This window comes from Lactobacillus helsingborgensis, assembly GCF_000970855.1.
Taxonomy (GTDB): domain Bacteria; phylum Bacillota; class Bacilli; order Lactobacillales; family Lactobacillaceae; genus Lactobacillus; species Lactobacillus helsingborgensis.
The window spans coordinates 53,268-73,718 of the sequence record NZ_KQ034055.1; the positions used below are offsets into that span (position 1 = coordinate 53,268).

General features: G+C 29.3%; 17 protein-coding genes. All 17 read right to left on the reverse strand.

What is annotated here, in order from left to right; translation table 11 throughout:
• Positions 1-8: 8 nt before the first annotated feature.
• The 17 genes from JF73_RS08940 to JF73_RS09015 all read right to left on the reverse strand — a co-directional run bounded on the left by JF73_RS08940 (position 9) and on the right by JF73_RS09015 (position 20,447).
• The gene (locus JF73_RS08940) at positions 9-1,286 is read right to left on the reverse strand and encodes a lanthionine synthetase LanC family protein (RefSeq protein ID WP_046325834.1); all 1,278 of its coding nucleotides are present in this window, start codon (positions 1,284-1,286) and stop codon (positions 9-11) included.
• A gap of 2 nt (positions 1,287-1,288) precedes the next feature.
• Positions 1,289-4,273 carry a lantibiotic dehydratase gene (locus JF73_RS08945; protein WP_046325835.1) on the reverse strand — a complete coding sequence of 995 codons (2,985 nt, stop codon included), beginning with the start codon at positions 4,271-4,273 and terminating at the stop codon, positions 1,289-1,291.
• A gap of 79 nt (positions 4,274-4,352) precedes the next feature.
• Positions 4,353-4,481, reverse strand: coding sequence for a hypothetical protein (locus tag JF73_RS09890; RefSeq protein ID WP_257011527.1), 129 nt, complete (start codon positions 4,479-4,481; stop codon positions 4,353-4,355).
• A gap of 514 nt (positions 4,482-4,995) precedes the next feature.
• Positions 4,996-5,220: a DUF7249 family protein gene (locus JF73_RS08950; RefSeq protein WP_046325836.1), complete on the reverse strand. Its 225-nt coding sequence runs from the start codon at positions 5,218-5,220 to the stop codon at positions 4,996-4,998.
• Positions 5,221-5,371: 151 nt separating this feature from the next.
• Positions 5,372-5,767, reverse strand: a complete 396-nt coding sequence (locus JF73_RS08955; protein WP_046325837.1) for a hypothetical protein — start codon at positions 5,765-5,767, stop codon at positions 5,372-5,374.
• A 13-nt stretch (positions 5,768-5,780) separates the two neighbouring features.
• A complete protein-coding gene (locus JF73_RS08960; RefSeq protein WP_046325838.1) occupies positions 5,781-6,194 on the reverse strand; it encodes a hypothetical protein in 414 nt (137 codons plus the stop codon).
• A 17-nt stretch (positions 6,195-6,211) separates the two neighbouring features.
• Positions 6,212-6,583 (reverse strand): DUF3846 domain-containing protein, encoded by a 372-nt coding sequence (locus JF73_RS08965; protein WP_046325839.1) that lies wholly within the window; start codon positions 6,581-6,583, stop codon positions 6,212-6,214.
• Between the two features lie 260 nt (positions 6,584-6,843).
• On the reverse strand, positions 6,844-7,560 hold the full coding sequence (locus JF73_RS08970) for a hypothetical protein (protein ID WP_046325840.1): 717 nt from the start codon (positions 7,558-7,560) through the stop codon (positions 6,844-6,846).
• Positions 7,561-7,641: 81 nt separating this feature from the next.
• Positions 7,642-8,295 (reverse strand): hypothetical protein, encoded by a 654-nt coding sequence (locus JF73_RS08975; RefSeq protein WP_143435150.1) that lies wholly within the window; start codon positions 8,293-8,295, stop codon positions 7,642-7,644.
• A gap of 305 nt (positions 8,296-8,600) precedes the next feature.
• Entirely contained in the window at positions 8,601-10,187 is a 1,587-nt protein-coding gene (locus tag JF73_RS08980; RefSeq protein ID WP_046325842.1) for an ATP-binding cassette domain-containing protein, read from the reverse strand.
• Complete coding sequence (locus JF73_RS09570; protein ID WP_052724690.1) at positions 10,188-11,369, reverse strand: hypothetical protein; 1,182 nt, start codon at positions 11,367-11,369, stop codon at positions 10,188-10,190. It abuts the gene before it with no gap.
• The gene (locus JF73_RS08990) at positions 11,362-12,279 is read right to left on the reverse strand and encodes a ThiF family adenylyltransferase (protein ID WP_244885274.1); all 918 of its coding nucleotides are present in this window, start codon (positions 12,277-12,279) and stop codon (positions 11,362-11,364) included. Before JF73_RS08990 ends, JF73_RS09570 begins: the two co-directional genes overlap by 8 nt.
• Before the next feature lie 508 nt (positions 12,280-12,787).
• Positions 12,788-13,288, reverse strand: coding sequence for a hypothetical protein (locus tag JF73_RS08995; protein ID WP_046325843.1), 501 nt, complete (start codon positions 13,286-13,288; stop codon positions 12,788-12,790).
• A 46-nt stretch (positions 13,289-13,334) separates the two neighbouring features.
• Entirely contained in the window at positions 13,335-14,081 is a 747-nt protein-coding gene (locus JF73_RS09000) for a hypothetical protein (protein WP_046325844.1), read from the reverse strand.
• A gap of 21 nt (positions 14,082-14,102) precedes the next feature.
• The gene (locus JF73_RS09005) at positions 14,103-14,573 is read right to left on the reverse strand and encodes a hypothetical protein (RefSeq protein WP_046325845.1); all 471 of its coding nucleotides are present in this window, start codon (positions 14,571-14,573) and stop codon (positions 14,103-14,105) included.
• Between the two features lie 540 nt (positions 14,574-15,113).
• Positions 15,114-15,800 (reverse strand): hypothetical protein, encoded by a 687-nt coding sequence (locus JF73_RS09010; RefSeq protein WP_052724692.1) that lies wholly within the window; start codon positions 15,798-15,800, stop codon positions 15,114-15,116.
• A gap of 15 nt (positions 15,801-15,815) precedes the next feature.
• The gene (locus JF73_RS09015) at positions 15,816-20,447 is read right to left on the reverse strand and encodes a hypothetical protein (protein ID WP_046325846.1); all 4,632 of its coding nucleotides are present in this window, start codon (positions 20,445-20,447) and stop codon (positions 15,816-15,818) included.
• Positions 20,448-20,451 lie beyond the last annotated feature (4 nt).

A 20,451-nucleotide genomic window follows, 5' to 3' on the forward strand; every position in this document is an offset into this window, starting at 1 on the left:
TCACTTTTTTAATATAAAGAAAGAATTTTAAGCCAGTTAAATTCTATATCACTTGATACTGCCATTAAAGTCATAATTACACCAGTTGATCCCGTTAAAAAACTTATATCATTTTGATAAGTTTTACGACTATTAGGTTTGAAAGGTGTTAAATAGTCATAATTATGGTACATATACTTATAGTCACTCTCAGCATTTTTTAATAAAAGATCAACGTAAAAATCTTGTTTTTCTTTTAGTTCATTGCTTTTAAGCTTTTTGTTTATATTCTGAATGCATAAAATTAGACCTGATAATCCGTGACATATGGTCATAGAATCTATATACAAATCAGAAACAGATTTCTTGCATAGAGTAAAAATACTCTTCATGGCTATTTTTTTTAAATCAGTATCACCTGTCACAATTGATGCATTATATAAAACATTAGCTATTCCTGGTGTTCCATAACACCAACTTGCTCTTGGAAATTCACAAGTTCTCTTAATTTTTGCAGCTTTTCTGGTTGGCCACCATATATTTGAATTATTTTTGATAATATTTTCTTTGTAGAGATTAATCAATTTATTTACAATCGATGTTTCATTTGAAAAATTTAGCCCATTTAATTGTAATAAATCTAATACAGACAACGGCCCAGCCATACCATGAGATAAGCTAAAATTTGTCGCACCGTAGGGAAATTCTTTAGCCAAATATGGAAGTATCATATTCGATGGTGGTATAACCCAAGAACTAATACTAAGCATAGATATAAAATCCATTGTTATGCTTTTGAAAAGTTTAAAGTCTTTATTATAAATTCCACTATTAAACAGAAAGGATATTATAGCGGCATATCCATCTATTAAATCGTAATTTGATTCACACAAGCCAAATTTATCTATCGTATCACTTAATTCTTTTTTATAGTTCTTTAATATTTTGAAATATATACTATCGAATTGGTTTTCTATCGAAATACCCCACTTCTCATCTTCCAATCTTGAAAAATGAAATGCATACCCTATTCCACATAGACCATTAAATGTATTCATTGACAAAGTTGCATGTTTCATTAAAAATATGAGCTTTTTAAGATAATATTTTTTTGTAGCAGCAAAGCTTTGTTTACTATATTTCTCATAACTGGCTAAAAATAGTAAAACACTAATGTAAAATTCTATTTTTTTGTTTTCATCTGCATATATTTTAGTATCGTTCAAAAAGAATTCTACAAAGTCTTTGCAATCCAAAACTAAATTAGCATAATTTTTAACTATATGATTAATTTTACTATTTGCCATTTTTAATTACCCAGATAATACTGTGCTTCTTTAGCGAATTGTGTCCACAAGCACATGATTCGTTGCTCAGATTTTCCATGTTCTATGCCAAGTCTATTGCAATGCATATGAAATAGGCTAAATAATAATTGTTGATTATATTTATTAAGAACTTTATCGTCTGTTTGAAGTAAAGCTTTATAAAAAGAAACTTTATTGGAATTAAGTGACTTTTCTTTTACAAAATTTATAAAAGATTGTTTATGCATTTGTACATATGACTGGCTATTTTTAAAAACTTCCTTATGTAAGTGTGTGTTATAAAACATTTTTTCTAATGTCGCAGAAAGGATCGTTTGCGGAACTCCTAATTGAAGCGAAAAGTTTTCTAAAGACTCAACTATATTTAAATCTGTGTATTCGTTTTTGGGCAGAGAATAGAACTCAATAGCTGCCAAGCTGTCTTTATAAAAAATATTTTCAATTTTATTGATAGAATATAATCCACCATATCTTTCTAATTCTCTATCATAACTATCAAATACTATATTAGAAATCATATGTTCCTCTAGTAAATAGTGTGCCCATGAATTAATTGCATTAATTAAGTATATTAATTTATCCTTATCTACTAACTTGAACCTTACTCGTATATGAAAGTCGTCATCTGTATATAATAAATAGTGAAAACTACTTATGGTCCTATTTGCCTTTAGCTGCTTATATAAGCTAAACAAATCATTTTTTATTATTTTTGATGCAGCACTTTTTAAGCAATATAATTTCATATACACCCATTCATCACCTAAAATATATTTTCTGTTTCTTGCATTAGGTGATACTATCTGTTCACTAGAAATGTTTAAACTTGTTTGTTTCCGACTTCTAGTGTTAGCAAAAAAAGATAAAACGTATTCATTTAAATCAGAGCTTTTATTAGCTAAGCATTCATAAATCGAAATATTATTCCTAGCTTTTTTCAACTCTTTTACCAGCATTTGCTTGTGATCATTTAATTTTAAATTTAATAATATTCTATTATCTCCTTTTTCTAAATAAACCATATTGGGGACTTCCCATTTTGCCATAAAAACTTCTAGCTCTTTAAGCAAAGCTTGTGCTGTCTGATTTAAATCTATTGTGTTTGCGTTTAAGTTCCACCGTCTAGGAGTTAGCAATACGTTTTTATAAAAAAAGCCAGGTATAAATGGAAAATTTTCATAAGATTCAAGTAACCGAATTATGTAGAATGGATTTTTTTCTTTCTCATGCGATGCTTCTATTAAAAAACTGGAAATATATGATAAAATTTCACCGTTTCTATAATTAACCATAGATGTAGAAGAAAATCTTACCTTTTGCGCACGTTTTTTTAGTTTAAAATAAAAAAAGTAGTGATCATTTACACTTTCAAGTCCAACTAATATATTTTTCAGATTTACAATATTTGTATCTTTATAACTATCTATTAGAGTTCCAACACTGACAGCTCTACTTCGCATATTGTAGTTTGCCAATATATTTAAATTTCTTTTATTCTTAGGATTATCCAAAATTTCAATTTCATTTGGTTCCATCAAATAATTTTTTTCATTAAACATGTAACTAAACCGGCCAAAACTTTTACCACTCATATCACTGCCAGAATTAGGAACAAAAAAAGCGTCTATTTTCGAATTATTTATTTGTTTACTTGTTAATGTTTGAATAAATACTTCGAGGCTTGAAGGAAAATACATATCTTCTTTTGGTTCTTTATATTCTGGCAAACTACATTTCTCAATGTCGCAATAATTTCTACCTTCCTTTATTGTATTTAATATATTTTCTTTAAGTTTTATACTAGTTTGTGTTTCATCATCTGATAAATTAGACAGAATTTTAGTTGAATATGGGAAGCCACATCCAATAGAAGGATTCAACAATTCAAGCAGATCAACTTCTGTATACAGCCCGTATTTCTTCAAAAATTTTATTTTATATTGTTCTAAATAGTAAGACTTAATATAACTAGGTGTTATTTTCTCTAAGTAGTCAATTGTTTCCGTTAAGTTTTTTATTTTTTCTGTTAACTTTGGCGCATTTTCATTGCTTTTTAAATCAACCTGTAAATAATTATCTGTTTTGGCTATACTTTCCATTATACTTATTATTTTATTGTACTCATCAATACCCTCTCCAATCTTCATAAGAGAATATTTATTGATTTCATTTTTCAAAAAAACTAGTTTATTCTTCAAATCTGCTTCAATATCTAAAAAAGACAGTTTCTTAATCAAACTACTAAATGGATTATTATTCAAAGTGTCAATGGATAGATTTGTCAACAAAAATTCGTTAGATATCAATTTACTAATATATATTATTACTTTTTGACTGTCTGAGATCTTATAGAAATCACATAAATCATCTACTAAACTTTTTACTAAAACAGTATCTTGGGAAGCTTCGTAAATATACTTAACAATAGGTGTTTCTTTTATTCGTTTCAATAAATCGTTTTTGGATGAATTGGCAACATATAGCAATTTATAAAATGAACCATCTTTAACTGCTAATTCGTTCCATTTCACATATAGCTTTGTTATATTTTCTGGATTAGACTGGATTTTCTTAATTACTCTACTTAGCCATTCTAAATCAGGTCTAACATATTTATATTTTTTACAGTCATTCCGTTTAGAACTATCGTTTATCTTATTTAGTGATATGCTGGCATTTAGCCCATAGGGTGTTGCACGGGCACACAATCTATTAAAATAGTTAAAAATTGACTTTGTTATGTGTCGATATTTTTTACTTCCCGATTTCAAAAATTTAATTTTTGACGCTTCATTAAAAAGTTTTCTATTGTTTACTAATAAAATTTCCATAAATTGCTTATTTTTCAACAAATCCATTAATTGAAAATTATGCTGGGCTTGGTCAGTAAAAAAGTCTTTATATTCTTCCATGCCATAAAAAGGCGCTCTAATTGTATAATATTCTTCTAAAATATATTTGCTCAATATAATTTTCCTCATAAAATAAAAAGATCAATATGTTGTAAACATATTGATCTTTAACTTATTACATAAAACAATAAATTTAACGCATGCAACAACCAGAAGAAGTAACACCTGTGTTTCTACGAGGTCCAAATAAAGATGATGCGTCTTCCATCTCAATATCTTCAACATTCAAATTTAAATCTAAATCTAAATTTTCGTTAGTCATTTTTATCATCTCCTTTTTATTATTTTTAATTTATTATACATTTGTTTTAAAATTAATCAAATTTTTTAATTTTCATTTCAAAAATTTAGATTATTTTTTATAGAAAATCTAAAACCACATCAGCAATTATCCCAGTAGTAAACTCTAAAAGTTCTATCGAATCAGTATAAATGACCTTAAACGTGCACAATTAATTATATTTAATAAATCTACCTTTAAACGTCATAGAATAAATAGAGTTCATTCAGCAATAAAGGATTGCATTAAATTATTTTCCAAGAAATTTAATATTTTCTCTGAAGTAGCTGAATTTTAGTTATTATTGAAAAATAGAAAAAGACAATTTATTTTCGATTCGGGGATGCACATAAATATCGCAGATTTCAATTTTATCTTGTTTACATAATTTAGCCATAAAAATACCTCCAAATTTAGAATAAATTTGGAGGTCACATTAATATTACTTCTTAATGCTTTTCTAAAAATGAAAAATCATTCTAGTTAATTTATTAACTCACTTTAAAACAGCGTCAAGTTCTTTATAATCAAGCTTTGGATCATTTAACTTCACGCCGTCTGGCGTATCAAAAATTCCAAACAACCTAAAAAATTCCACAACTTCTGCATAGGAACTAAATAGATGTTTAACTTGCTGAATTAACAGAGAATTATCTAAATAAATTGCTACATTCCATGTTTCATAATTATTAAAGCCGTTATATCCTTTACTTTTAAGCATATCTTACCTTTCTATTTAAATTAGCAAAACACTCCAGTTTTTGAATAAACATATTGGCCATTAGTTATATTGGCTTTATAAACGAAAGTATACTGACCAATAGTTCGAAAAATCCTAATATCTTTATCCGGTATTCCAATAGTTTTAATGTTCAAATTTTTTTATAAATGGGAAAAGTATTTGTTGCTGATACTAAAAGTAATGGTTTATCTGTATCAATGGCCATAATCCACTGGTTTTTACCAATTTTGTACCAGACTAATTTGTTTTTCTTTTTTACTACAAAAACTTTATAAAGTTTTGTAGATAAAGACATTTCAGCCTTTTTATATAAATAAGTTGGTTTGGCATAAACAGAAACTCTATTACCGACACCAGCTAAAACTTTGAAAAGATATTTCTTCCGAATATTTTTATCAGACTTCAAACCTACTGCTTGAATAGTTTGTAAATTTATCTCTTCCATAGTCTTTATTGATGGTAATAAAAATATAATAATTATTAATAATTTAGTAATTTTACTACATAAACTTTTTATGTTTTGCATTTTTCCCTTTAAATTAAATTTTCTTCTTTTGGCTTACTTTAATAATTATATTAGTACGCCCGGTTTTATTATCTAGATGAAACTTTATACGACTTTTTAATATTTTGATGTCTTCATTTGATAAACTGATCTGATAATCACTTTTTCTAGGATTTGTACTTCTAGAAAAGATAAATCTCGATCCATATAAAAGTTCTTTACCCTTTGAATTAATTAAACTAACTTTCGGGTGGGCAACAAAAATACTTTTATTCTCATCTCTATAAATAACGTCATAGTTTTGTCCGCAAACTGAAAAAGTATCAATATAAAAATATTTGTCTTCAATTTCTTCCGCAATGAATTTATAGCTATTAAGTAAATACTTTGTTTCAATTCCAGTCTCTGAATCAATTTCTAAAACTTTTACTCTATCTTCCTTTTTCATGACTATTTTTCCTTAACTTAAAAAATTAACTGATCTACCTGAATTACTTTGTAATTAAAATAGTTTTCAAGATGCTTTTTAATTTTCTTGATATCTTTGTCAGTTAAACTAGTCTGCAAGCCTTCACAGTTCCTAGTTAAAATTATTCTTCCAAAAAATATAGGCTTATTGTTTAAACTAATTACACTTACCATAGGGTTAGGCTTTAAAAGCCCTTCATCATCGATGATAAAATCATAATCTTGACCAGTAATTGACCAAGAACTAATGTCGATATAATTACAGTTGATTTCCCTATAAAAGCTCCTCAAATTATTATCGATTACTTTTTCAGTAATACCTTTTTCAGGATCAATTATTAATACTTTAATCTTTGAAATTTGTTTCATTTTGATTTTCCTAAATAAAAATATTAAGGTAAATACTTTAGAATCACTAAATGTGGATATTTAGCAACCATTCAGCTCTGACGATAATATTGTTCAAAGAGTATAAATAAAATAAAAATACACATACATATAGCTTTAATTGGTGTTAAACCTGTTGTATTGCCCTCTTCATCATTAAAAAATTTAATCATTATAAATCCTCTCCTAATAAAAAAGAGCAGCCTTTAAAAATGCTGCTTTTCCCTATTACTAATTTCTATTTATTTATCTCCATAAACAAGTGCTGTTGTTTTCCCATTAAGTGTTGTTTCAATTTTTAAAAATGTCTCAATATGTTTTGGATATCTTTCTTTACTCCAGTCAGACACTGAAAAATATTCTTTAACTTCTTTAGTATAGGGCATTATATTAACATCGCTAAAACTGTGAGCGTCATCTAAGCAATTCTCAATAAAGAACACACCTTTACACTTACGTGTTAATGAATCTCCATGCCAAACAACAGCATTCATACCTCTAATCGCAAGATTAAAAATCAAGAAAGGAATTGCTTGGTCTGATTTTTCTTCACAAAAATATAAATAATTGTGTGGCTTATAGACAAAATTATCATGTTTAACTTGATCCTCTACCCACTTAGCTATTGTTAAAGTACCAGCTCCTGCACCAACATCAAGCCTTATGCCACTATTATTCCATTTACGATCATTGTGGGATAATTGTGCTAATAGTTTGCTCAAATTATAAGGTGTTAAGTCCTGTTTTTGCCTGTTCATTTCAGCTTGTTCAGTCTGAAAGTAATCGAAAAACCAGTCTTTTGTAAGATCATCAGAAACACTTAAAAATTTTTCAAACACTCTCACACGTTCACTTTTGTTTAACAAAATTTGGAATAATTTCCTGGGAACTTTATAAGGTTCTATGTCCTTTATATCAAGAAGTTTATAAATTGCTTCCTTTGTAATTTTATCTTTCATACCTGTCATTTCATTCAATTTCTAATAATCTATAAGTTTGCTAACAAAAAGAAAGTCATTCCTTTAAATAGCTATTTCTTTTTACCTATTAATTTTTTTATTTTCTTTCACCTCCTTCAATCTGTACATAACTTGTTGAACCAGGTCGTCGGGAAATGAATTTTTTAAGCTTTCAAATTTTTGCTTTTCCTTAAACGAATACTTATTACTTGAAGAATGAGATTGATCAACATTAGCTGATGATAGGTCATACATACTATGTATCTCTCCATCTGTATCAACCAAAATACTATCTGAATTTAAATTAATAGTATCTGTTTCTTCAAACCTTTTTTTATCATTACCCGCAGAATAGTCAGTAAATGTATTAATAGACTGCTTAGTCTGAATCACACGTAAATATTGCCGGTTTATTATATCCTTTCGAATGTTGCTAGGGATGGAGCTAGAAATTTCATCAATATCACTACTATCCAACACATCACCTTTTAATTCTTTTGAAATAGATTTTTCTGAAAAAGCTGCTCTTATCTTTTTCAAAACCTTTAAACCTTTTTTCTTAAAAAGCAAAAATAACAATATCATTAAAATAAATAAATATTTCATCTTTTCCCTCAAAATAAAAAGGGAAATAACAATAATGTTACTTCCCTCATTAACTAATATTTTTCCGTTGTTTCGTTGCTGAAACCACCTTCTTTCCTTCACGCAAAAAGGAACATTGAAATTATTCAATGTTCCTTCTTTTAATCTTTTTTCTTAGTTCCTTTGACCTTTATGATCAATTTTTTCAAGTTTCGTCCTTCATTCGAAGAATTTCTGAAGTAAACTACCTACAACTTCCAATTGGAAATTATCACAGAAATATACCCGTGTTACATCTCAATACTTATATAGCTTACAAATTAATTATAGCATAAATTTTTATAAAAACTTTCACTTGTTTCTCTTATTAAATTTTTATAACTAATATAATTCTTTCTCTGTTTTGATATGACCTCCAAAATTAAGCCTGTTTCACATTTAATACTGTATAAGTTTTAAAATTTAATAACTTGATCTGCTTTAGCTATCAAGTCATTATTATAAGTATGGGTTACGTATAATAATGTAATAGGTAAACTTAAAAGTTTGCTTTCAATTTTTTGCAAAGTTGTTTTATCGATTCCAGAAGAGAACTCGTCCAATATTAACACATTTTTTTCTCGAAGTAGTAATCTTGCTAATTCAATTCTTTTAGCCTCTCCACCAGATACTTTTGTGTCTGAATTTCCTAGTTTCATGCTCAACGATTCAGCATTGGCCCACTTATCCAATTCTACAAATCTTAAAGCTTTAATTATAATCTCGTCCGGATAACTTTTATATAAAGTCAGATTATTACGTAATGTGGTTGCAAAAACATGGCCATCTTGTGGTAAGTAACTGAAATTTTGATAAATTTGATTATCTGTAAGTTTTGTAATGTTTATTCCATTTAACAAAATCTCTCCTCGATAATTATCTAATTGTTTGGTAATAAGTTTAATGAAAGTTGATTTACCACTACCACTTTTACCAACAATTAAATATTTTTTCCCAGCTTTAATTTTAAGATTCAGTGAATCAATAACTTTTTTTTCTTTAAAAGAAACACTTACATCCTTTAACTCTATACTAGAAAAAGTATCAATATTTTTTTCATTGTTAATTGTAATTGTTTCTTTATTTGTTTCATTTTCAATTGAATCAAATACTTTTTTTCCACCAATCCATTGAGAAAAAAGATCAGAAAAACTATAAATAGGAAAAGAAATATTCGTAACTAGTTGAGTAAACGCCACAATTTGACCAATTGATAAGTTGCTCTTTATGATAAAAAAAGTTCCAATTAACCAGGTACCAAAATATAAAAAGTCAGAAAAAGTTTTATTGAAAACCGTCACTGTATTTTCAGTCTTTAGCTCTTCTTTTTCACAATGTAACAACTTTTTGTTAATCATTTTTTCTTCTGAAACCACTGCAGCTTCAGAACGATTCACTTTCCAATCTGTCAAACCAGAAAATAAGTCATTTGCTTCATTGACATAATTATTAGTTGCCTCTATTGTTTTACTTTTTTTAATTTGTAGTTTTGTCTTAAAAATTACTGGGATAAGTATATTAGGAATACTTAAAATAATGGCAAAAATTGCCATAACAGGATTTATTATCCAAGATAGCAAACTAGCAGCAAGAAATTGTAGTAGTAAATATAAACCCCAAAAAAATGTATAAAAGTAGTTTTGTCCTAAATTGTCCATTTGGCTAGTTAATAATGAAATGTATTGACCAGATTCATTTGAATTAAGTGTTAGCAGCCTTTGCTTTGACAAACGTTCAAAAACCACATTACGATAGACCGAAACAGCTTCTTTTGCTAAAAATTGTGAATTTAGCTGCTGCAAATAATATGCCAGAGACTGAACCAAAATAAATAACAATACATTTATAACCAAAGACACATATTTATTCAAACCCTTGGTTGAAGCTACATCCATAATGTACTTTAATACAAGCGAGTTCGAAACCATTAATAGCGCCAAAATAATGGTTAAAATGAAGTAAACTATTACCCTTTTGGAGTCTTTTTTAAAAATATATTTCACTCACATGCCCCTATATATATATTCACTGATATTAGGAATATTCGAATAAAGTAAGCTTAAGCTCTTTCCTATTCCTTTATTATCAACCTTATTTATTAAACTATATCCTAGTTTCCTATTCTCTGGAGTATCAGACAATATTATAAGCCTGATTAAAGCAGATTGCATATCACGGGTTAAAACAATATTCTTGTATAAAGGTAAATCACTATAACCGTTATCAATCATATCTAAAGATTTTCTTTGTATCTCTATTTTAGAAGCAAAGTGCTTAAACCAAAGTTTCCAAAGATCAACATCTTGAGGTGTTTGTTCTAAACATTTAATTAAAATTTTTCTTTTGATTGGTTCATCATCATTCAGTATTGTAGCAAAATTTTTCATAGCAAGTGATTCACTATAATCAATTTTTTCCGAAATCAAAAAGTTATGTATATCAAGCCTATCTTTTAAATAATCAATTGCCTTTTCTCTTGATTCAAAAACTAATATGTAAAAGCTTTTGCTATTAATGTAATCAAATTCATTTACTTTTACTATTTTTAGCTTTTGTATAAATTCTTTTGCTATGGTCTTATCCTTTTCTCTTATTGATCTATTTATTACGGCTTTAATTAGTAGCCAGTTTATATACTTATCCGATTTATTACTCAATTCTTTATATTTTTGGATTAAATCTTCTAAAGAATAATTATTCGTCAAAAAAATTGACTTAAAATACCTATATATATATTCTAGGGGATAACTTTGGTAAGTAAATTCATCATACAATCCACGCTTAACAGCAGTTCTCATTATTGAAGGCGTCAGAATATTTGCCTGTACACCGCAAACTTCTTTTTCTTCAATTTTAATATTAGTAGTCAGCTCAACTAATTTCAGAAGTCTATAACTATAATCATCTAAAGAATATTCTTTTGCTTTTTTTATAATAATTTTATTTAAGTCGTTACTTGAATTTTCAAATAATATTGAACAAAAAATATTCACAAAATATCTTTCGATAATTTTACCAGTTGGCGAAGATATGTTTTTTTCCGTATTCATATACTTAGCACTACGCCAATTTTTATCAGAAAGCGCTGTTAACAAATTTTTATGTGCCGAAATAAACTTTTCATTTTCTCTAAATCCTTGAAATACTTTTGTGCTATTATAATTGAGTTCAATTTCTTTAATCAATTTTTTGTACTCTCCATTCATATTTTTTCATATCGAAAAATCCACGTTCTCGATATTTTATAGGTTCCTTCCCTAGGCTATAGTCTACTACCTGCTGCGCAACTATATGCCCCACATTAGCAGCAATACGGAAGGGTACTTTCTTATTAGACTGAAGAAATATTTCTCTTTCATTATTAGTTTCATGTTTATAATTAAAATCATAATCATTATTAGGATAATAAAACTCAGGTAGTGATACTACATCACTTACATAGCCAGAATTTATTATGTATGGAATATCAATTATGTTAGCAGCTTTTTCAGTTATCTTTCCTAATTCCCTTGTAGATGGAATATCTCCTGCCTGAATTATTAAATTTATGAAGTACTTTTTACAAATTTCCGTTATGTCTTTATAATTTTTTATATCCTTATCTATTCCTATAATTTTATTAGATTTATTTCCTCTATCTTTAATTACATCTATCTTTTTTTTATTTACATCTTTTTCTAAGTAATCTTGCCTATAAATATTTGAATAATCAACTATATCGGGATCAACAACAATAAGTTGATCAATGCAACTCAAGTTTTTTAAATCATTTGCTATATGACTGCCTGTTGTTCCTAGACCAATCAGCATAACATTTATTGTTTTACTTATTTCCTTACTACTTGTTAAAATTCCATATTTTTTTAAAGTATTTAATACTTTTTCTAGCTCTTGATTGTCCATCTGAGAAAACTTAGTACAAATTTCTTTAAAACTATGTTGCTTTTTTAAGTAAATCAATAATTGCATTAATAATTGTTGATTATTAATTTCAATTTTTGTTCCACAAGGATAATTTCTAATTATTATTTTTTTACCATCTAATGATTCAAATACATGAATCCCATCACATATAACAAATATTATACTCACCACTTTCAAATTAAAAAAGTGAGCCTTATCCCTAAGACTCACTTTAAATTAAAGGTTACTTAGTTCCAAAGTGTCCAGCAAGTACCTGCTTGTCCAATAGCGGAACTAACTTCTAAAGATGATAAGTCAATAGCTTCCATGGGTTCTTACCTCCCTATAATTATTTAACAATTAAATAGTTATTAATTGTTATATGGTATTTTAAAATATTATTTTAATTAATGCAAGCGCTTTAATACTTCATCAAAATATTTATAATAAATTATTTTTAATTTCTGTGAGACAGTATTACTGATTTTTAAATAAAGAATTATATCAAAATAAAAGGACTAACTCCGATTGAATATCGAAAGTTAGTCCTCACTTAGTAGCTAATAAGGTGTCCCATCAAAATTGTAATTTGTCCTCTTTTTAGTAAGATCAATTACTAGTTTTTCTCACACTAACCTCATGTCTAAATTAAAGTATTTTGCTTATAATAAAGAAAACATAAAATTTAGCTTATTAAAAGTTATGTTTGGCTCCTTTTAAAAGAATTAAGTAATTCTAATTCTTTTTTTGATAAAAAATTAAGTCTTTTTGTGTAATACTTGCTAAAGAAAAAATTCAAACCTACGCTATTGTAGTAATCAAGAGATATTAGACTAATATCAAAAATTGCAATATCGTCGAAATCAGACTCATTTTCCTTATATAAAATGAATGCATTTTTTACAAAATTATCTGCTAAATTTATTTCAATTTTTAATCGTTCGGCCTCCGCATGATACAACTTAAACCAAAATATCTCATCAATGTATTGATTAATTTCTAGTTCAGCATTCTTATCATAGTTTATATCGTATAGATAATCATTAATTAAGCTTCTAATAAATCTCCCAACTTTTATTTCTGTAGAAATAGAATTCCTAATTTCAAAAAATAAATTAAGATGCTTTCCTTTTATTAATTTTAAAAATTTCATTTGTTCTTCTATAGATCCATAAATCTTACTTTTTTCTTTTCTCTCCATTTAATCAGGTACCTTATATTTATTTGAACCAAGAAGTTTTCTGTAATCACTTGATTCGTTCTTCTAGTTCACTTACCGAAAACATCTTAATTCCATAAGAGTTAATAATCTTCTTATATCCTTCAATAAAAGTTTTATCTATGCTGCCACAATTTCCTTTTCTAGTAATATAGTCTGTGAACGTAACAGGAGTAATGAAATCTGCAAAAAGACCTTCACCATAATCTGAACCCAAAATAAAGCCAAGTTTTATCTCACTGCTTAAAGAAAAGTCATAGTAGCTTCTATTTATAGACTCTGGAGAAGTTATATTTACAATTATAAAATTTTCACCAATTCTCCATTGATGATTAAAGTTTGAAAAATTTGCTGCATAAGCATCTTTTAAGCTCTCAATAGAAAATAAACGATTATGTTCACAAAGCTTCTTATGTATTCCCTCATCCTTTTTAAGGATAGCTGTTTCCAAATATGAAGTGTCAACATTCATTTCTCCTTCAGTAAAAAAATTGTTAATAATATTTGTTCTAATTTCAACAGCAGTAGTGGGAGATGGCAAATTACATTCATTTCGAAGAATTGAATAAAAATCTTCTAATCCTCTTGCATTAAACATTTCATTTCCATATTGAATGTCACTATAAGATTCGAAATCAGTTAAATTCAATACTATTCTCAAAACATTCATTAACAATTTTCGTTCGTCTATCCAATCGTAGTTAACCACTGTACCAAAAATTTGTTGACCCTTTTCGTCTTCAAAATTAATAAATAATTGTGTTTGTAATTCCATTTTTTAGCCTTTTACTTAGTTTTAAATTTTATAAAGAAGACTTTTAATAAGCTTCAATTTTTCATTAGAAATCGTCGGTTGCTTAACCTTTTGTAGAATACTATTAAGTTGATCCACTTCTTCTTCTGACAAATAATAATCATTTGAAATATCATTAATTTTTTCGTTGTTGTTTAATATTTTTTCTTTAATGCAAGTGTAAACAATAAAAGTATTAATAATAAAATCCCTAGCTAACAGTTCTTCCTTAGCTAGTTCATTAACATATTGATCGGCACTATTGTCCCAAAGATCTTTAATATCATTCTCAGGGTATTCCAGACTTCTAACCACAGTAAGATTAACATCCCACAAATAATCATTTATTATACAAATAATAAATTCTTCAGCCTCTACTCCGTTAGACATTGAATCAATTATCCTATTAAAAAAAGAATAATGTTCATTAGCCTTATTTTTTACTTTTTGTATATCTTCCTTAGACAATTCCATTATTACTTAATCTCCCTGTATAGTATTTTTTATAAACAAAAGGGAACATAAAATTATAGCTTTTATGTTCCCACTAATTGAATGTATTAAAATATTTGCTTTTTACCTTTTTCTTTTATTTCATAAGTTAGTAACCATTAATAATAAAATTTCTTATGCAGCATTATTCTCTTGTATTCATTTAACTCTTCCTTTCTGATAACACAACTAAATAGCTAACTCCCTATTAGCTTATCCTCAACTTCTCCGATGTCTTCTTATTAAAACCATCTCCCTTCCATACAAAAAGAAACATTGAAATTGCTCAATGTTCCTTCTTTAAAAATCTTTTTCTTAATTCATATGATCTTTATGATCAATTTTTTCGGTGTTCGTTCTTCATTAGAAGTAATTCTGAAATAAACTACATTTTTCACAAACGTGAGACTCTTACAAGAATTATCTTGCATTGTATTTTATAGAATATAGTTTGCTTGTATATTATAACGCCCAATTAACTTATTCACCATAACTGGTATAAATTACTTTAGATATTATTGGTCAAACGTCAATTTGTTCATTCTCTACTAAACATTTTCTATCTATGACAGTATTACCTACTTCATTATTTTTAAAATAAAATGTCGGATGATTCAGATATCTTTGAATTGGAAAATCCCATATATTTAAGTAATCATAATTTCTTGTTTGCTCCCAAGAAATTTTTAAGTGAGCAATTGCCTTTTCGTCCATATCTGACAAATCAATTTTTCTATCATTTTCAACAAACTCAAATCTTTCTTTTATAGTATCTTTACAATCTAAAGGATTACCAAAAGAATCATTTTTTATTTGATAAAAAAAAGTAAAAGTATCAAATAGCAATAATGCATAACCGTTTACTATTGCTCTACAACAGGCAAGAAAAAGACCAACTAAGCTAGCCAAAAAATTTCCTTGTGGTAAAGGAAATTTGAGTTTTAAATATCTAACAAAAATAGTTAAAGGTATTATTCTGTCTAATGATGGAGGTCGTTTTTGCATTTTTTCACGAGTAATATCAAAAAGAAAATATCTGAGAGGTGTATATAAACTGAATAAAATAGTTAAGCCCAAGTTATTAGACCTAGCAAAATAACTAATATCAAGTATAATTGCCAGCCAACATGACATTGTGGTTATACGGCTTACCCATCGAACTATAAATGAAAAAAGTGTGTCTTTTAGATATAATTGGTTTCTTTTCATTGTAACTTTCCCTAATTATAAATTGGTCATGTCCAAGTCATCTATAGAAAGATGAGCAGGATTAGCAGCAATATAATTATGCAGATTTTTTTCTGTTGGACTTAGAATACCATTTAAATATTGATTAAACTCTAACCGACTTTTAGTCGTATTAGTATGTATCTTTATGTTATCGATAACCTGTTTTTCACTTTGTTTAGTAATTGGACTTTTAGAATAAACTATCGGCTCTTTAACATCATCGGGAATGAGTCCGTTACCTGTATCTTTAAGTGGGATGCTATACTGTTGACCGATAACATGCGTATCTAAAATATCGTCATCCACAATATTAGATACTTGCTTATATAAATCATCACTTTTATCTTTACCAACAATGACACCATGATTTCCATCAGAATAATAATGATAATCACTATAATTAGATAATTTGTCTAAAGTAATTGGGCTCCCATCAAATTTTGATTTTATCAATTCTGGAGCTTGTTGCATTGTTCTATAATCAGAAATGTCAAAAGAGGTAGATGGAACTTTAGAAGCATAGTTTCCAACCATATCGTGCAGATCTGGTCCTCCATTCGTGTATGAACGAGTAATTTTCAAATTATCAGAAATACTGTATGGTTCTTCGATTCTATGAGTAGCTGGATCATATCTCGGACCTATACTACCATCAGGATAAAAATCAAGGTTTTGAAAGACAGTTTCATCCCCAGCAAGGCTCGGATCACCTAATCCATAATTACCTACTAGATGGTACTCACCATCCTTTATTTTTGCTCTAACATATGACCCTGTGTTATTGGTAACAACTTGTAAATCCCCAGCTTTAATTCCTGAGCCATCTTTAAAGTTAGCACTTGTTGAATTTTGGACATTATAAGATAACTCCTCTATGGCTTTCTGTGGAGATATTCCAGACGGGCCAAAATTTTTATTATAATTAGCAATTTTTGAAGATGCAATATAATCATTAGGAGTTAATGACGTGCCATCATTTATATCAGCACCTTTTGATATTGTTGACTTATCTACGTTAAGCCAATTTTTTATACCAGAAACTTCTGCACCTTTATCAAACTCATTATTAAGTGTAGCTTGGGATTTTTGGTAGTCTGCATAGCCTTCTGCCAAATCTTTCTGGATTTTCTGATATTTTTTTCTCGAATTATTTCGACTTAAATAGTCTTGAAAACTTTTTGCGGTAAAAATATCACTAGAATGCCCACCGATAATTGTTGAGGGATTAGTGTCATCATTAAAAGCTTTTTCAAGTTCATATGCTGAAATGGGTATGGCCCCTTTTGCGGAGTTTGCTTCGTTATTGATTGAAAAAGTCCGTTGTTTAATAAGTCTGTTGTTTAGCCCATAATCTAGTGTTTCAAGTGGAGTATTTGAACCATGTATCTTTGTATTTGATATTAATGCTTGTCCTGAAACCCCATCTATAGCATTAAGAGTATCTTGTTGAACATCTTTAGAAACTCCAGCCTTTTGCATTTGTTCACTAAGGCTCTGCTTAAAAAGAGTCTTATTTACCATCGAATTGCCAAAAGCTGGATTATCCGTTTGATCAGGCATTGAAAAGATTTTACCATTGGTTTCAATAGCCCTATGCTCTCGAGCTGCTTTCATTGCTTCAGACTCACCTTGACGATATTGATTAGAATCCATCCATGATTTTCTATTTACAAAACCATTTTCAGAAAATTTATCACCATTAATTTCTGCATATTTTTGTTTAGCGTTTTTTGCTGCCGTATTAATTGCATCACCATCGATTCTTGATCTATTAGATCCATTGGTAGCAGCACCTGCTATAGCCAATGATTTTTGTATTTGGTCTGACTCTCCTTTACGATTTGACGATAATTTTGTAGCTTCTTTTCCTAGCGCTTTTCGGGATGCTCGAGCTAATTTATTAGCATTACAATAGGAACCATTTATCTGTTTGTTGGCATCCGCTTGAGCCATCCTATTAGCTAGGTCTTCATCATTTAACACTTTATCTACAATGTCAGTTTTAGCATTCAATTCTGCAATCTGACCATCTCTATCATCTGCAGTAATATTTCCATTATTAAAGGCTTCTTCAATTGCCTTTTTTTGTTTCTGGATATTTGCTATATTTTGGTCTACTGCTTCATGTCCACTATCTGCATCCCATACAGCTTTATTCTGTCTAGATAAGGTCTTATTTGTTTTTGCATTCGCTTGCTTTATCTTTGAATCTGTGAAGCCAGAATTGTTATTTCTCCTAAAATCTTCTTTTATTTTATTTAAGCTTCCCAACCCCAAAGCAGCCAAGGGCTTATTAGCCAATCGAGCAGCTCTTTTTCCAATAATTCCTCCAGCCGCACTCCCAGCTAACATAGCCTGCACATCACTTGCTCCTGCACCAGGGGCCATACCTATTAAGCGACCCGCCCCTGGGCCAACTATTCCATTTAGTTTTGCAATTGAAGAACGAAAAGGCATGCGCTTGGCCATACTATTTTTAAAGTCTTCATGAAAGCCATTCTTTAAGTTGCTTTTAAACTCCTTAAGATTATCTGAATCCTTAGCAGCATTCTTAACTCCGTCTTTTGCTGCACCCAATATACCCTTACCAGTACCTAAGGCTAGGCCTGCAGGGGCTAAAGCAGTTGCACCAATAGCAGCGCCTCCTGCCAAGGCTCCAGCTTTAACTGTTCTTGAAGTACTTTGATGAATATTGTCCAGCATATTTGTACTAATACCAAATAAATTTGCAAGTGAATTTGATAATGGCTGGAACAGAATCATAACGATAAAGCCAACAACCAAAACTTCAAAGACAGAGGCACCACTGGTAGTTTGAGCAGGACCTTGATTAGCTAAGCCTAAAGTAATTGCATTAAGAAATTGCTTCCCTGGATTAGATTTTTGCCAGTTAATCATCGCCGCAATCTGCTGTGCTGTTTGTCCTGTTATTCTTCCATTATTCCAATCCATAAACATTGCCATAAAGGTTAAAGTCAATGCATGAATACATTGTATGAAGACAGTTCCAATAAAATCTTTAATCCAATTTATTGATTTACTTTTGCCCCAATTCAGTGACCAAAGAGCTACAAAAATTGGACCAATTGAAATAATAATTGTGAAAGCTACTGCTCGTATAAAATAGAAATATTTAATATAAATTGCTAATCCTACATAAGCCAACAAATATATAATCTCAAATATTACTCCAGAAAAGTCTGATCCACCCAGTAACATCCCAGTTGATATTGCATTAACTGTTGTTTTATCAAAACCTAGTTTTAATGCCGTATTAAAAATTGTTTCACTCGCTCCTGAAGGAGTGACAGAAGTCATAAATTTTGCAAAAGCCAATAAAATACTTCCATCAAGTTGTAAAATCATTGTTACAAATGTTGGAAATGCAGCAACCCCTATAACAGAAATTACTGTATCTACTACATTCCTATACCAATTAATCCTAGAACGCACAGGATCGATGGCTTGTCCTACGCCCATTCTCATAGTAGTAATAACCAATGCCAAAGTTATTAAAGCTCCACCTAATGCAATCATTGCGGGTTGAAGCCAGGAGGAAATTTCTTTCATAGAACTATAGTTACCAGAAACGGGATAAATTAAAGTTAGAGGTTGTGACTGAATATCAGACGCTAAATGGTTTATATTCGTTTCACCTGCAAAAATTGAAGCACCAGCTCCGTTTTTTTCTAGCCAACTACCTACTGATGAAGACCAGAATAGATTCATTATCGCTCTTCCTATTTTCCCCCAAAAGGTGGTAGGCTCAGGCATTTCTCCTTTAGATAACATCTTTTCAACTTCATCTGCCGATACCTTTTCATCGCCTTGAGCGGAATTGGCATATTCTTTGGCATATTTTTTATTGGCGGAACCTAATTCTTTTTTCGCCTTACCGGTAGCATATTTTTGCATTGCATTTTTTAAAGCCTCATACCATTTCTCTGAGCCTCTAGTCCCACCATACTTTTTAAGATAGCCGCTAACTTGCTCTTTTGCACTGCCTGATAAATCGTTGTATGCCTTAAGCAGATTATTGGTGTATTTATTCCACGCATTTTTTTCCGCAGTTGCTTGCTTTCCCATGCTTCCAAATTTGCTAATTCGTCGATTACCCGCACCGTCAGTTGCTAAAGATTTGTTATTAACGTATTTTGTAAGTACTTTAAGCAAGGATTTGTTACTTTTAAATGCTTTCGGATCAATCCCGAGTGATTTCGCATAATTATATAATCCTTGACTTTCAACAGAAGTTGCATTAATCCCTGTGCCCCGTAAGCCATGTAACTGTTGCGAAGTTAGCTTACCTTTTCGTTTAGACCAAGCATTTAGAACGTCTGCATTTTTTCCCCAAGAATTAGCCCAGGAATGATTACCAAATTTTGCAAAGTTACCTTTAATTCCATTAATACCTTCCTTCCAACCCTCAACAATTAAGTTAGCTCCCCACTGTATGTTGCCATGGCCGTCAGTAACATTGAGGTGGTTTCTATTATTAGAAGCTAAGGTTACAATACCTGAAATTGTAATTGTCACAACAAGAATTACTACTATTGAAGTTAGCCAAGCTGTAATTCTTAATAATAACCTCCCCTTCGATTTCTTTTTTACCTTATTTTTAGTCATTTTA